This is a genomic window from Tahibacter sp. (genome assembly GCF_035481375.1).
In the GTDB taxonomy this organism is placed as follows: domain Bacteria; phylum Pseudomonadota; class Gammaproteobacteria; order Xanthomonadales; family Rhodanobacteraceae; genus Tahibacter.
Genome location: NZ_DATIGT010000230.1, coordinates 43621 through 58077 on the forward strand (window position 1 = coordinate 43621; position 14457 = coordinate 58077).

Below are 14457 nucleotides of genomic sequence, written 5' to 3' on the forward strand. Positions count from 1 at the left end.
GTCGCCACGCACGGGAACTACAAAGCCGGATCTTTTTCCAGGGGGATCCGGCTCATGACGAAACGACTGCTCGCGCTTGCGTTGCTCAACGCGCTGTCCACCGCGGCACTGGCCGACGCGGCCACCGATCTCGCAGCGGCGCCCGATCCGGCCGGCGCCACGGAACTCGACAAGGTCGTCGTCACGGGCGAAATCACCTACCGCGACCGCACCGACGACACGGCGCCGGTCCTCGTCTACGACCTCGAATATTTCCAGCGCTTCGAGCCGCGCACGGTCGGCGACATGCTCAAGCGCGTGCCGAGCGTCAGCTTCATTTCCGACGTGCTCGAATATGACGGCGCGCGCCTGCGCGGCCTCGATCCGGGCTATACGCAGATCCTCATCAACGGCAAGAAAGTGCCGGGGGCCGGCGACGACCGCTCGTTCTTCGTCGACCGCATTCCGGCCGAGGTCGTCGAACGCATCGAGATCGTGCGCAACGCGAGCGCGAACCGTTCGGGCGACGCGGTCGCCGGTGCGATCAACATCGTGCTGCGCGACGCCTACGAGTTCGACGGCGGCTATGTGCGCGCCGGCATCTCGCATTTCGACGACGGCGAAATCAAGCCGACGGCCGCGGTCGTCGCGAGCGGCGAGCTTGCCGGCGGTCGCGTGCTCGCCGGCGTCAGCCATCAGGGCCGCTATAACCCGAAGAAGAAGGTCAGCCTGCGCTACGACGAACCGGGCGGCGATTTCGAGAACCGCGAAGACCAGGACGACACGCGCGACGGCACCGACGACGCGTTCAATCTTTCCTATGTGCGCGAACTCGGCGCCGGCAAGCTGTCGCTGACCGGCCTGCTCGTACGCACCGACCGCACCGAAACCGAGCACTCGCAGGAATACAACGACCGCTTCAGCACCTCGCGCGACAACCTGCTGTCGATCAACGATCAGGTCGCCGACATCGAGCAGCAGAACTACGCGGTCAAGGCCGAATACGGCGTCGAGCACGCCAACGGCGGCAAGACCGAAGTTTCGTTCAATCTCGCGCGCATGAAGGACGACACGCGCAACGTCGAGGAAGAGATCGGCTACGACGACGAAGACGCGCCGCCGTCGTTCGACGGCTACGAAGGCACGCTGCTGCTGTCGGCGCTGCGCGATCGCGAGAACGGCGCAACGCTCTCGCATGCGCTGCCGGTCGGTGCGGCGAAGCTTGAGTTCGGCATCGATTATCTCGACAAGCGCCGCGACTTCGACCTGCGCACGAGCGAGGTCGACACTGACGAGGAAGGCGAGCCGCTGCCGCCGTACGACGACTTCGATCTCGAGGCCAGCCGCATCGAGGAGCGCCGCGTCGATCCGTATCTGATGCTGTCGGGCAGGGGCGGCGCGTTCGCCTGGGAAACCGGCCTGCGCTACGAGACGACGCGCAGCCGCATCGAGGCCGGCGATGACCGCTGGGACAAGGACTACAACCTGCCACTGCCCTCGGCGCACCTGCGCTGGGACCTCGGCGACAGCGACCGCCTGAATCTCTCGGTCGCGCGCAGCGTCCGCCGCCCGAACTTCAACTATCTGCTGCCGGTGCTGCGCGAAGGCGAATACGGCGACAACGACTTCATCGGCAATCCGCAGCTCGAACTCGAAAAGGCCTGGGGCATCGACTTCGGATTCGAGCATCGTCTCGGCAAGCGCGGCGTCGTCGGCGTCAACCTGTTCTATCGCGACGTCGAGGACCTCATCGAGCTCACCAACACAGGCGATCCGAGCGAGACCGCGCTCGAGGATTTCGAGGAAGAAGTCGAGGAATTCCTCGAGACGCATCCGGGTGCGACGCCGCAGACGCCGGGCTATCCCGTGCTCGATCCGGACAGCTACGTGTTCTCGGCGGCGAACGTCGGCGACGGCGAGGTCTACGGCATCGAGTTCGACCTGTCGACGCCGCTGACCGCGATCGGCATGCCGAACACCGGCGTGTTCCTCAACTATTCCTGGCTCGACAGCCGCGTCGACGACGCGCTCGGGGAACGCCGCTTCAACGACCAGGCGCGCTCGGTGCTCAACGTCGGCTTCATCCAGGATCTGCCGTCGATCGACGCGAACTTCGGCGTGAGCTACCGCCGTCAGGGCCGCGCCTACGCGCGCCTGCTCGCCGAGGAAGTTCAGACGCGCTACGGCGCCGACCTCGAAGCCTTCGTCGAGAAACGCTTCGGCACGCAATGGTCGGTGCGACTGACCGGCACGAACCTGCTGAACGCATCGAAGGATGAAACCTTCCACAAGTTCGACACGCTCGGCGACCAGATCGACCGCGACTACGACGAATATGAAATCGAGAGCGAGAAGGCCGGCGCGGTCTATCAGCTCGTGGCGCGGTACGCCTGGTAAAGCGTCCGGCGGCGCGGCGGCATGCCGCGCCGCCGCGGACCGGTACACTGTGACGGCCCTGTTCACGATGTCGGCCGTTCATGCGTCCATCGCGCGTTCTGCGTCTGCTGCAAACCCTGCGTCCGTCCGAACTCGCGCTCGCGCGCGAACGCTGCGCTGCCTGCGACTGGCCGTGGCTCGTGCGTCTGGCTCGGAACGAACTCGGCGTGCGCTGTCCGCGCTGCGGCGCGAGTGCGGTGACGCAGTCGCTGGCGGCGACGGTCCGTGCGGAGCTGCCCGCGCTTGCGCAGGCAGAGGCCTATGAAATGTCGGCGCGGGGGCCGCTCGTCGGGTTTCTGCGCCGGCGCTGTGCGACGCTGACGACCAGCGAGCTGCTCGACGGCGTGGCGGCCGGCGAAACGCGTGACGGCGTGCTGTGCCAGAACGTCGAACGGCTGACGTTCGACGACGCGAGGTTCGATCTGTGTACGTCGAGCGAAGTGTTCGAGCATGTCGAGGACGACGCGGCGGGCTTTCGCGAGGTCCGCCGCGTGCTGCGCCCCGGCGGGCGCTTCGTGTTCACCGTGCCGCTCTGCGATGCCGCGCAGACGGTCGAGCGTTTCGCGCGGCGCGGCGGCGAGCGCGTCGCCGTGCTGCCGCCCGCTTTTCATGCCGATCGCTATCGCGGCGCAACGATACTCGTGCAGCGCGACTACGGTCGCGACATCGTGGACCGTCTGCGTGCCGCAGGCTTCGACGATGCACGCATCGTGCACCCAGCCGCGACACTGTTCGGCCACGCGCGGCCGGTCGTCGTCGCGGCGCGCGGGCGCTGACGCGCGCCGCGACGAGCCGCCTCGTCGCCGCGCCGGGCGGCGCGCGCGGCGCGACCGCGTAGAATCGCCGCCGCATGGCAAACGACGGGCGACGATGAACGGCGATATTCCCGCGGCGGGTGACGACGGCGGACTCCGCGCGATTTTGCGCGCACTGCGCACGCCGCGTGCTGCACCGGCCGTTCTTGCGGTCGTTGTCGCGACCGAAGGTTCGACGTATCGCAAGCCCGGCGCGCTGATTCTGCTGCCGCAACAGGGGGTCCGCATCGGCTGGCTGTCGGGCGGCTGCCTCGAAGCGGAACTCGAGCACGCGGCGGCGCGAGTGGCCGCCGACGGCAGGGCGCATCACCTGCGACTCGACACACGCAGCGACGACGACCTCGTGTTCGGTTCGTCGTCGGGGTGTCGCGGTGTCGTTGAACTGATGCTGCTGCCGCTCGACGAATCCGCGCCGCTGCTCGCGGCGCTGCGCAGCCTCGAACGGGCACAGGCGCTTGCGCTCGACCTCGGCACTGACGGCAGCGGCGTCGCCGATGACGGCACGCAGCGATGGGAGTGGCGGGCGACGGCACCCGCGACGGACAGGCGATGGTCGCTGCGTCTGATCGCACCGAAGCGTCTGCTGCTGCTGGGTGCCGGTCCCGAGTCGCGGCCGCTGCTGCGCCTCGCGCACCTGCTCGGCTGGAGCGTCGAGGCCGTCGAGACACGCGCGCGCTGGTTCGATGCGCTCGCCGCAGCCGACGCCCTCCACGCGAATGTCGAAGCGCTCGCGCTGCCGCGCACGCGGTTCGACGCGGCGGTCGTCATGAGCCACCACTATTCGCGCGACCGGGACTTCCTGAATTATTGCGCCGACAGCGCGATTCCGTGGGTCGGCCTGCTCGGCCCGATCGCGCGGCGCGACGCGTTGCTCGCCGAACTCGATGCACCGGCGCGCGAGCGCCTGCTGCCGCGCCTGCACGCGCCGGTCGGACTGCGCCTCGGCGGTGAGGGTCCGGAAGCGATCGCGCTGTCGATCGCTGCGGCCCTGCAGCGCGACGTCACGTGATACAGGACGCCGACCGAACGTCACTGCGGCACGGCGTCGTCGTGCTCGCGGCCGGCGCGTCGCGCCGGCTCGGGCGACCGAAGCAGCTCGTCGAGATCGACGGCGAAACCTTGCTGCATCGCACGGTGCGACTCGCGCTGACGACTCGGCCGGCCGATCTCGTCGTCGTCGTCAGCCACGCGGCGGACGCATCGGCCGGCGCCGTTTCGGATCTTTCGGTGCGCTGCGTCGAAGCCGCTGCCGCCGATGCCGGCATGGGCATCTCGCTGCAATGCGGCTTCGACGCGCTCGCCGACGTCGATGCGGTACTCGTGCTCGTCTGCGACCAACCGGCGCTGGATGCCTCACATCTCGCAACCCTGCTTGCACGCTGGTGCGACCGGCCGCAGCATGCGGTCGCAAGCGGCTACGCGGGCACGTTCGGCGTTCCGGCCATAGTGCCGCGCGCCTGGCTGCGGACGGTGCGGCTTGCCGGCGACCAGGGCGCACGCGCGGTGTTGCGCACGCGCGCGGACGAGGTGCAGGTGGTCGCGAACGAAGCGCTCGCGGCCGATATCGACCGCCCGGCCGACCTGCCCGCCGGCGCGCCGCGGCGCTGAGCGCAGTGTTTCCGCAGCGTGCACGATTTTTCCTCACGGCGGAAACAGTGGACGTCTTCGTCCCGGTGTGGAAATTTGGCATTTCGCGCCGCGCAGCAGTCGATTCGGCGCAAAATCCTGCGCTGCCGTGCCCAAAGTCATACGACCTTTGTCCTATTCATCGGCCTGGGAGGCCCACGGATAATGCCGGCTAACCGATCGGTCAGTAGTTACCTGTGGTCCCGACCCTCCTGGCATCCGCGTATGAGAATTCCGAGAGATCGGCGCTGACGCGGATCCTGGTCGAAGCCGAAGTCCTGTTTGCGGAACGCGGATTCGACGGGGTGTCGATCAACGAGGTGGCGCTGGCAGCCGGTGTCTGCAAAGCGAATGTGTTCCATCATTTCGCGACCAAGCAGGATTTGTACGAGCGCGTGCTCACGCAAGCCTGCGATGCCTTCGGCAGGTCGCTCGATGCGCTGGAACTGAAGGAGCGGGATCTGGCAGGACGCGTGCGTCGGCTGGTGGAATGGCACAACGCCTTTCTCTATCAGCGGCCGCACGGGACGCGCCTGATCTTGCGCGAGTTGACGGGATCGCCGACGGCGCTCGAACGCAGTCCGGTATTTCCGCTGATTCAGCGCAATTTCGATCGCGTCGTCGGCTTGCTGTCGGAGGTGTCGGACAAGTTGCGCGAGGGCATCAGCCCGGCTCTGGTGGCCAAAGTGGTGCTTTCGCTCAACCTGTTCGGATTTCAGACCGAACGCCTCAACGAAAAGTTGACAGTGGCTGGATCGCTCGCAACGCGACCGGAACTGCAGCGGCAATGGCTCGATCTGCTGCTGCACGGTATCGAAGCGCGCGACTAGCCGACACAGACAACGCGGCAAAGGACGGCCGCCACAGGACTCCCTGGCCCGACCGTCCACGCTCCTCCCTGCCCTCCGTTGCCTGGTGGACGGGCCAGGGAAATTCGCTACACGCAGTACATCAGGCAAATTTGAAATTCGGACTTGAAGACGCAAGGCGCATCCCCAAGTCCCGTTTCGACCCGGGTTCCCCGCCTGCCCGGTACCGGCTGACTCCCTCCTCCCCCCCCCCGATCACCGGTACCGGGCCAGGCACCTTGGTAGGCCGAAGCGAACCTTCGCGGCGAAGCTTCGGTGCCCGGGTGCTATCTCCACGACCCCACCGAACGATTGCATGCAATCGTTCGGCCGCCCCTTGACTCAAGGGGGCTCCCGTAAAGCAGAAGCAAAGCGCTCGCGGACCGGCGGGCTTTTTTTCGTGCGCGAAAAACACGTGCACAAAAAAAAGCCCGGCGTCAGCCGGGCTCGGAAGGGGCGACCCTGGGTCGCGGAGTGACGCTTAGAAGCTCAGGCGCGGGCCGACGAGGAAGGACTTGTCGTTCTCGGCAACGCGGGCTTCGGCGACGAGGCCGAAGTTGTCGGTGAACTTGTACTGGCCGGACACGCCGAGCGAGCCGTTGCCGTCGGTGTGGTCGAGTTTCTCGTAGCCGACCCACGCGGCGCCTTCGAATTTCGGCGACAGTGCGGAGCGCACGCCGACGCGGGCGCCGACGCCGTCGTTGTCGAGTGTCGTGTTCTTGATGTAGGCGACGTCGGTGAACAGATCGGTCTTCTCGCCGACCGGCGTGTGATAGCCGATGCCGAGATACCAGGACTTCAGATCGTCGAGAAGCGGCGTGTCGACGTTGATCTGGCTCCAGCCGGCGATCACGTTGAAATTCTCGCCGAGTTCGCCGGAACCGCGGACGGCGACGCCGTCGCTGTTGTCGAAATCGTCGGGGTTGACGTGCACGTAGTCCGCTTCTACCCAGGAGTAGCTGAGATCCGCGGCCTGCGAAGCGAACGGCAGGGCCAGCAGCGAAGCAAGCATGAGGGCGGTACGTTTCATCGGGGTCTTCCTAGTTGCTTTCCAGACGGCTTCATCGCCGTGGCGAGCAAACTATGGTGCGGTGCGATGAAACCAACCCATGACTTCCGGCCGAATTTACGGCGGATTCATGAGGCTGAATCGTGTATTGAAATCTAGAGCGAACCTTCAAAGCCGAACTGCCGCCATGCCTCGTAGACGACGACGGCGACGGCGTTCGACAGATTCAGGCTGCGATTGCCGGGCCGCATCGGCAGACGCAGGCACTGCTGCGACGGCAATGCATCGAGAAACGCCTGCGGCAGACCGCGCGTTTCCGAGCCGAACACGATCGCGTCGCCGTGCGCGAATGCGATGTCGTGAGGACGCTGCGTGCCGCGCGTGGACAGCGCGAAGACGCGTGCCGGTGCAACCGCAGCGAGGAAGGCATCGAAATCCTCATGCACGTTCAGATCGGCGAATTCGTGATAGTCGAGCCCTGCGCGACGCAGCCGCGCATCGTCGATGTCGAAGCCCAGGGGGCGGATCAGATGCAGACTCGCGCCGCTGTTGGCGCAGAGCCTGATCACGTTGCCGGTGTTCGGCGGAATCTCGGGCTGATGCAGGACGACATGTAGCATCGCGCGATTATGGCCGCGGGGCGCGTCCGCTGCACGCTGACAGTTTTCGCAACGCCGTCGCGTCCTCGGAGGCAAGCGGCCGACAACGCGGCCGGAAGCGGAAACCTCCGATGCGAAACATCCTGCTGTTGCTTGCCCTTGCGCTGGCCGCTCCGACGCTGCCTGCCGCCGACGATGCGGCGGTCCAGCGGCGCGGCCGCGAACTCCTGTTCCAGTCCGGCTGCCACGACTGCCACACGCCCGGCTTCGCGATGAACGGCGGCAAGGCCGACGAATCGGTCTGGCTGATCGGCGACCAGCTCGGCTGGAACGGCCCGTGGGGCACGACGTATCCGACGAATCTGCGCCTGCGCCTCGCGACGATGAGCCGCGACGAGTGGCGCGCCTACGCGCGCGTCATGAAATCGCGCCCGCCGATGCCGTTCTGGGTGCTCAACCAGATGAGCGACACCGATCTCGATGCGATCTGGCAGGTCGTGCAGACGCTCGGCAAGGCCGGCGCACCGGCCCCCGCGGCGCTGCCGCCCGGCGTCGAGCCGCAAGGACCGGCGGTGCGGTTTCCGTCGCCGCCGGCGGGCGTCGCGGCGCAGTAGCAGGAAAGATTTGAGAGGAGTGAGAAAAGAGCGCGGTACCGCGTTTTACTTTTTTCTCACTCCTCAGCGTTCCTCGCATCACCACGGCAACTCCGCGCCATCCTCGCTCGCGATGAACCGTCCCGCATCGTCCGTGCCGAGCGCGAGGATGCGATCGAGCAGCAGCGTCGCCGCCGTGTCGACGGCGAGCGGGGCGCCGGCGCCGCCCATGTCGGTCTGTACCCAGCCCGGATGCAGGCTCGCGACGACGATGCCCTGCGGCGTCAGTTCCGCTGCAAGCAGGCGCGTGGCCATGTTCAGCGCGGCCTTGCTCATCGCGTAGCTCGGTGTCCGGAAGGTGTCGGTCTGCGCGAGCGAGGCCATCATCGTCGAGACGTTCGCGACGCGCGCGGACTCCGCCTGGGTCAACAGCGCCGTGCAGGCCTGGGTCAGCAGCAGTGCGCCGGCGGCGTTGACGGTGAAGCTCTCGATCAGCGATTTCGCGGCGACGCTTCCGTAGCGTTCGCCAGACACGAGCACGCCCGCGTTGTTGACGAGCAGATCGACATGGTCGGTGACGATGCCGGCTTCCGCGACGAAGGCGTTGATCGAACGCTCGCTCGCGACATCGAGCGGCATCACGTGCAGGTGTCCCGGGTGCGCACCCGCCAGTTCCGTCAGCCGCAGCACCTGCGTCTTGCGGCAGCCGGCGATGACGCGCCAGCCGCGCCCGAGCAGCTGCGCGACGAGTTCCAGTCCGATACCGCGGTTCGCGCCGCTGACGATCGCATAGGACATGCCCAGGCTCCTTGCGTGATACGGTCCGCCGCATGCTGCGTCAGCGCCGCGCCGCGGCGCAACCTCAGCGGCCGCCTCTGCACGGAAACTTCACGCGCGGGTCGCGGTCAGGGCGCAATTGCCTGCCGCGACGGCCGTCCGTTAGCCTCCGGCGATTCCGATCGCGCCTTTTCCTTGGAGCAGTACATGCGCAAGACGCTCATCCTCGCCGCCGGGCTCGTGCTCGCGACTGGCCGCACCTTCGCCGGAGCGGCCGACGCGATCGACATTCCGTTCGAAAAATTCCAGCTCGCGAACGGCCTGACCGTGATCGTGCACGAGGACCGCAAGGCGCCGGTCGTCGCGGTCGGCGTCTGGTATCACGTCGGCTCCAAGGACGAGCGCCCTGGCAAGACCGGCTTCGCGCATCTGTTCGAACACCTGATGTTCCAGGGCTCGGAGAACTTCCGCGACGAGTTCTTCCGCCCGCTCGAACAGGTCGGCGCGACCGACCGCAACGGCACGACGAACGCCGATCGCACGAACTATTTCGAGACCGTGCCGACGACCGCGCTCGACATGACGCTGTGGCTCGAATCCGATCGCATGGGCCATCTGCTTGGTGCGATCGACCAGAAGCAGCTCGACGAACAGCGCGGTGTCGTGCAGAACGAGAAGCGCCAGGGCGACAACGAGCCCTACGGTCTCGCCTACGAACGCATCCTGCGCGCGAGCTTTCCCGAGGGCCATCCGTATCGCTGGGAAACGATCGGGTCGATGGAAGACCTGAACGCGGCGAGTCTCGACGACGTGAAGCAATGGTTCCGCGACTACTACGGTGCAGCCAATACGACCGTCGTGCTCGCCGGCGACATCGACGTCGCGACCGCGAAGCAGAAAATGGAGAAGTACTTCGGTGCGATCGGTTCCGGTCCGCCGCTTGCGCGGCGCGAGGCCTGGGTCGCGCCGCGCGCCGAATCCACGCGCGACGTCGCGCAGGACCGCGTCGCTCAGGTGCGCATCTACAAGAACTGGAACGTGCCGCAGCGGCACACGGCGGACCTCACGCGGCTGCAGCTGGCCGCGGCGATTCTCGGCGGCGGCAAGACGTCGCGGCTCTATGAACGGCTGATCTATCGCGAGCAGCTTGCCGACTCGGTCAGCGTCAGCATCGAGGCGATGGAGCTCGCGAGCCTGTTCAGCGTCGAAGTCGACGTGAAGAAGGGCGTCGATCCGGTGCGCGTGGAGCAGGTAGTCGCCGAGGAATGGCAGCGGTTTCTCGACAAGGGACCGACCGAGGATGAACTGCAGCGCGTGAAGACCTCGACGCTTGCCGGCCTCGTGCGCGCCATCGAGAAGGTCGGCGGTTCGGGCAAGGCGCGCACGCTCGCCGAAGGCCAGGTATTCGCGGGCGATCCCGGTGCCTATCGCAAGGCGCTCGCGCGCATGGATGCAGCGACCGTCGCCGACGTGCAGGCCGCCGCGAAACAGTGGGTCTCGCGCGGCGACTACACGCTCGTCATCGAGCCGTTCCCCGACTATTCGACGACGTCCGACATCGTCGACCGCAGCAAGGGTCTGCCGGCCGTCGACTCGTTTCCGGACCTGACCTTTCCCGCCATCGAGCGCGGCAGGCTGCGTAACGGCATCGAAGTCGTGCTCGCGCGGCGAAGCTCGATTCCGATCGTGCAGCTCAGCCTGCAGTTCGGCGGCGGCTATGCGTCCGACCAGGGCCGCAAGCTCGGCACGGCCTCGTTCGCGATGGCGATGCTCGACGAAGGCACGCGCTCGCTCGACGCGCTCCAGATCGCCAAGCGTCAGGAGGAGCTCGGCGTCGGCATCAGCGCGGGCGCCGACCTCGACGTGAACGGCGTGACGATGAATGCGCTGAAATCGCAGCTCAAGCCGTCGCTCGCGCTGTTCGCGGACATCGTACGCAACCCGGCCTATGCGCAGGCCGACATGGAGCGCGTTCGCGGCCTGTGGCTGTCGGGCATCGCGCAGGAGCGCACGCAGCCGGTGTCGATCGCGCTGCGCCTGCTGCCGCCGCTGATCTACGGCGACGGGCATCCCTATGCGATTCCGTTCACGGGGTCGGGCACGGTTGCGTCGATCACATCGCTGACGCCGCAGGATCTCGCCGACTACCACCGCGATTTCATCCGGCCCGACAACGCACGCATCATGGTCGCCGGCGACACCACGCTCGCGGAAATCACGCGCGAACTCGACGCGGTGTTCGGCGACTGGAAGGCGCCGGCGGCCGGACTGAAGAAACCCGTCGTCGTCGACGTCGCACAACCGTCTGCGCCGCGCGTGTTCCTGATGAACCGTCCCGGCGCGCAGCAGTCGCTGATTCTTGCCGGCGAGACCGCGCCGTCGTCGCGCGCGAAGAACTACCTCGAGATCGGCACGATGAACACGATCCTCGGCGGCTCCTTCATGTCGCGGCTCAACATGAATCTGCGCGAGGACAAGCACTGGGCCTACGGCGTGCGCAGCCTGCTGCCCGGCGCCGAAGGTCCGGGCATGTTCCTGCTCTACGCGCCGGTGCAGACCGACAAGACCGCCGAATCGGTCGCCGAGCTGCTCAAGGAAGTCCGTGACATCAGCGGCAAGCGGCCGATCACGGGCGAGGAGATCGACCGCGCGCGCAACAACGACGTGCGCGAACTGCCGGGTCGCTTCGAAACCACGGGTGCGGTACTCGCGGCCGTCATCGACATCGTGCGCAACGACCGGCCCGACGACTACGTGCAGACGTTCAAGCAGCGCATCGAGAACCAGAAACCCGCCGACATCCAGGCCGCCGCGACGGAAGTCGTACGTCCCGATGCGCTGACCTGGCTCATCGTCGGCGATCTCGCGAAGATCGAAGCCGGCGTGCGCGCGCTGAATCTGGGCGAGGTGAAGGTCGTGGACGCGGATGGAAAAGTCGTGCGCTGAACGCACGACGGGAATGGGGAATCGGGAATCGACACCCGTTCGGGCAAACGCGGTGTTCGCTCGAACGGTTCGCCGCTCCCGGTTGCCGTCCTTACCCGTGCGCTGGAGGGAAGCGCTGAAAACTTCTTCGCGGGTTCCTGCGATTCCACATTCCTATCAACGCACCGGAAACGTCTCCGCGTCCTCCTTTTCCTTCGCGCGCGCCGGCGCGTATTCGCGCGTCGTCGCCGCGCGGCGGCCGCCGCCGCAGCGATAGGCGTCGAACAGCTGTTCACCGTTGCGCGGCTCGCTGCGCGCGACGATGGTATCGGCGGGCAGGCTCACGGCCTGATTGCGCGCGAGCGTTTCGAGTTCGTCCCTGACCTTGAGGTCGTTGCGGTCATAGAAGCCGACGCGATCCTTCACCGATACGGTGACTTCGCCGGCCTTGTCGCAGCCGTCGACGCGGCCGTCGTAGGCGACGCGGACGCGCGTGCCGGCGTCGTCGAGCTTGACCCAGGTGCAGCCGCTCAGCAGGACGAGAGCGGCGGCGAGCAGTGCGGTCTTCATGGCGATTCTCGGGGCTGGGGTCAGTTGGAAGCGCACGGCGCGATACCGTCGGGCGCGGTCAGGCGTTGCAGATTCAGCGATACCGGGGTGCCGCCGGCCTGGGTCAGCGTCGCCGTGCCGCTGCTGCAGCCCAGACGGATCTGCAGGCTCAGTGCGCCCGGATGATTGACCACCGCAGCCGGATCGAACGCATCACCGAACACCGGGCCGGTCACGGTCGCGAGTTCGACCGTTGCGCCGGTCGCGAGGTTGCCGGTCGCGACGCCGCTGGCCCAGCCGACGAAGTCGCTGCTGCCCGGCGCGCCGTAATACATCACGAGAAAGCGATCGCCTTCGAACTGTTCGACGTGGAAGCCCGAACCGCCGCGGCTCGGATCGAACCACGATCCGCTGGCCTGCGCGGGCGCCGTGCCCATGTTGCCGCAGCCGAGTCCCTTGAGTGCGGTCAGCCGTGTGATCGGCACGGTCTTGCGGCCCCAGTTCTGCGGGCCTTCCCAGCGCAGCTCGCCGGTATTGCAGTCGGAGAAACCGATGAACAGGCGGCCCCAGTCGGTAGGATCGGCCGATACCGCGCCGCCGTCGGGACGGCTCGGCCGGTGGTAGGTCGTATCGAACGCGATGCCGCCGGGGACGACCTTGCCGTCGCCGATCAGCCATGCCTGCGGCGTCGGGCCGCCGGCCGGTGAAAACGTAAAGAAATAGACAATCGCGCGTCCGCCCGGCAGCACTTCGAGCGCGATGCCCTCGCCGCTGCGCGACGGGTCGAACCAGGAACCGTTGAAGCGCGCATCGACCGTGAGCGGTGCGCCGCGCGACGGCACGACCGCGTCGATGTTGCCCGGCACGTAGCCCTCGTCGAAGCGGCAGTCGGTCGCGGCCGCGATGCCGAGACAGCCCTGCTGCATCTGCGCCACGGTCGGCTTCGGCGCGCCGTCCTTCCAGCGCCGCAGCGCTTCCCAGGCGACCAGTCCCTCGGCCTCGGAGAAGCCGCAGTGGCTCGGCTCGGTTTCGCGGACGACGGCGCTCAGGAGCTGCGCATCCGGCGTCTTCTGCCGCAGCACGTACTGGTGCTGCGGAATCACGAGCTCGTCGCCGCTGGTGTGCAGCGACAGCACCTTGGCCGTGCCGACGTCGCCGCGATAGTCGGAATGCCAGTTGAACTCGACGCGCGCGGCGGGCTGCACGGACACGCGGCGGATGCGGCTGTCGAGATCCGCGTCGGCGTACATTGCACCGAGGTTGCCGAAGGGATTGCGCCCGTCCATCTTGTCGGGCGCGCGCAGCACATCGCTGAGCACGAACGTGGAATAGGCGATGTTGGTCAGCAGGAAGCGCTCGTCCTCGATGCTCGTGATGCGCTGCAGCCGGGCGAGCCGCTCGCGCATGCCGTTCGTGCGGATGCTCTGCGGCAGCGAGATGCCGGTGCAGACGACGACGCTCAGCAAGGCGCTGCGCACGTCCGGATCGAACTGCAGGTCTTCGAGATCGTCCGGAATGTCGCCGAGATTGTAGGCCCAGGGATACGGCTCGTCGCCGGTCTTCAGCCGGCCGTTGTCGACGTCGGCGCAGACCGTGTCGTAGGCCAGGCGCAGATCGAGACCGCTGTCCCAGGCACGCGATGCCGCGACCGGCGGACACAGCGCGAGCACGCCTTTGACGAGCGGATTGAGTTCGCGGTCCTCGGCGATCTTCAGCGCGATCAGGCCGCCCATCGAACCGCCGAATGGAATCAGTTCACCGGGATTGCCGACGTCGCGGCGGAAGATCTCGAGGAGTTCCTTGTTCTCGTCGACGGCACGCAGCAGCGCCCAGCCGCGCGTGCTGAAACCGGACCCGGCGATCGCATAGCCCTGCTCGAGTGCGGTGTCGCGCAACGGGCCGAGTCCGGGATCGGTGTCGGGCGAAAAATTGAGTCCGTGCTGGTACAGCACGAGTCCGTCGCCCGGCTCCCACCCGTCGGGAACGGCGATGCGATAAGCGGCGCCCGACGGTGCCTGCCCCTGCAGCTCGCGGACGGCCGCCGCGGGCGCGGCGAGTCCGAGTGCGAGCAGGCCGGCTATGACGAATTCCTTGACGACTTTCATGGCTTCCCCTCACGACAGACGGCGACCTCGAACCTTAGCGAGCGCAATCTGAATGCAGTCGTTGCGCGGCGCTCGCTGCGGACATGGCACGGCCCGTGCCACGATGCGGCGCCGCGCGGCGAATGCGCTCGCTGCCGCAAATCCTTGTGCCCGCTTGGTTTTCAGCGACGGCGCCGCAACCTGCATGCGACGGCGT

The 14457-nt window shown here is 67.2% G+C and carries 12 protein-coding genes; 7 read left to right on the forward strand and 5 right to left on the reverse strand.

Going from position 1 to position 14457, the window contains the following annotated elements; genetic code table 11:
• The first annotated feature begins 54 nt into the window (after nucleotides 1–54).
• The 5 genes from VLF18_RS15070 to VLF18_RS15090 all read left to right on the forward strand — a co-directional run bounded on the left by VLF18_RS15070 (nucleotide 55) and on the right by VLF18_RS15090 (nucleotide 5686).
• A complete protein-coding gene (locus VLF18_RS15070) occupies nucleotides 55–2376 on the forward strand; it encodes a TonB-dependent receptor plug domain-containing protein (RefSeq protein ID WP_325280456.1) in 2322 nt (773 codons plus the stop codon).
• 80 nt (nucleotides 2377–2456) lie between these two features.
• Nucleotides 2457–3191: a methyltransferase domain-containing protein gene (locus VLF18_RS15075; protein ID WP_325280457.1), complete on the forward strand. Its 735-nt coding sequence runs from the start codon at nucleotides 2457–2459 to the stop codon at nucleotides 3189–3191.
• Nucleotides 3192–3285: 94 nt separating this feature from the next.
• Nucleotides 3286–4239, forward strand: coding sequence for an XdhC family protein (locus VLF18_RS15080; protein WP_325280458.1), 954 nt, complete (start codon nucleotides 3286–3288; stop codon nucleotides 4237–4239).
• Nucleotides 4236–4838, forward strand: a complete 603-nt coding sequence (locus VLF18_RS15085) for a nucleotidyltransferase family protein (protein WP_325280459.1) — start codon at nucleotides 4236–4238, stop codon at nucleotides 4836–4838. Before VLF18_RS15080 ends, VLF18_RS15085 begins: the two co-directional genes overlap by 4 nt.
• 215 nt (nucleotides 4839–5053) lie before the next feature.
• A complete protein-coding gene (locus VLF18_RS15090; protein ID WP_325280460.1) occupies nucleotides 5054–5686 on the forward strand; it encodes a TetR/AcrR family transcriptional regulator in 633 nt (210 codons plus the stop codon).
• A 499-nt stretch (nucleotides 5687–6185) separates the two neighbouring features.
• On the opposite strand, the gene VLF18_RS15095 is transcribed toward VLF18_RS15090, so the two are convergent.
• Together VLF18_RS15095 and trmL are read right to left on the reverse strand one after the other, a co-directional pair.
• A complete protein-coding gene (locus VLF18_RS15095) occupies nucleotides 6186–6734 on the reverse strand; it encodes a hypothetical protein (protein ID WP_325280461.1) in 549 nt (182 codons plus the stop codon).
• 134 nt (nucleotides 6735–6868) lie between these two features.
• Nucleotides 6869–7333 (reverse strand): tRNA (uridine(34)/cytosine(34)/5-carboxymethylaminomethyluridine(34)-2'-O)-methyltransferase TrmL, encoded by a 465-nt coding sequence (trmL, locus tag VLF18_RS15100; RefSeq protein ID WP_325280462.1) that lies wholly within the window; start codon nucleotides 7331–7333, stop codon nucleotides 6869–6871.
• A gap of 110 nt (nucleotides 7334–7443) precedes the next feature.
• Between trmL and VLF18_RS15105 the strand changes: the two genes are divergently transcribed.
• Nucleotides 7444–7926 (forward strand): cytochrome C, encoded by a 483-nt coding sequence (locus VLF18_RS15105; protein WP_325280463.1) that lies wholly within the window; start codon nucleotides 7444–7446, stop codon nucleotides 7924–7926.
• Nucleotides 7927–8004: 78 nt separating this feature from the next.
• On the opposite strand, the gene VLF18_RS15110 is transcribed toward VLF18_RS15105, so the two are convergent.
• Nucleotides 8005–8703, reverse strand: a complete 699-nt coding sequence (locus VLF18_RS15110) for an SDR family oxidoreductase (RefSeq protein WP_325280464.1) — start codon at nucleotides 8701–8703, stop codon at nucleotides 8005–8007.
• A gap of 186 nt (nucleotides 8704–8889) precedes the next feature.
• Here VLF18_RS15110 and VLF18_RS15115 point away from each other — a divergent pair, with 186 nt between their 5' ends.
• Nucleotides 8890–11628 (forward strand): pitrilysin family protein, encoded by a 2739-nt coding sequence (locus VLF18_RS15115; protein WP_325280465.1) that lies wholly within the window; start codon nucleotides 8890–8892, stop codon nucleotides 11626–11628.
• Nucleotides 11629–11784: 156 nt separating this feature from the next.
• Here VLF18_RS15115 and VLF18_RS15120 read toward each other — a convergent pair whose 3' ends face one another.
• Entirely contained in the window at nucleotides 11785–12177 is a 393-nt protein-coding gene (locus VLF18_RS15120; RefSeq protein ID WP_325280466.1) for a DUF4156 domain-containing protein, read from the reverse strand.
• 20 nt (nucleotides 12178–12197) lie between these two features.
• Nucleotides 12198–14261, reverse strand: coding sequence for a hypothetical protein (locus VLF18_RS15125; RefSeq protein WP_325280467.1), 2064 nt, complete (start codon nucleotides 14259–14261; stop codon nucleotides 12198–12200).
• Nucleotides 14262–14457: the final 196 nt, after the last annotated feature.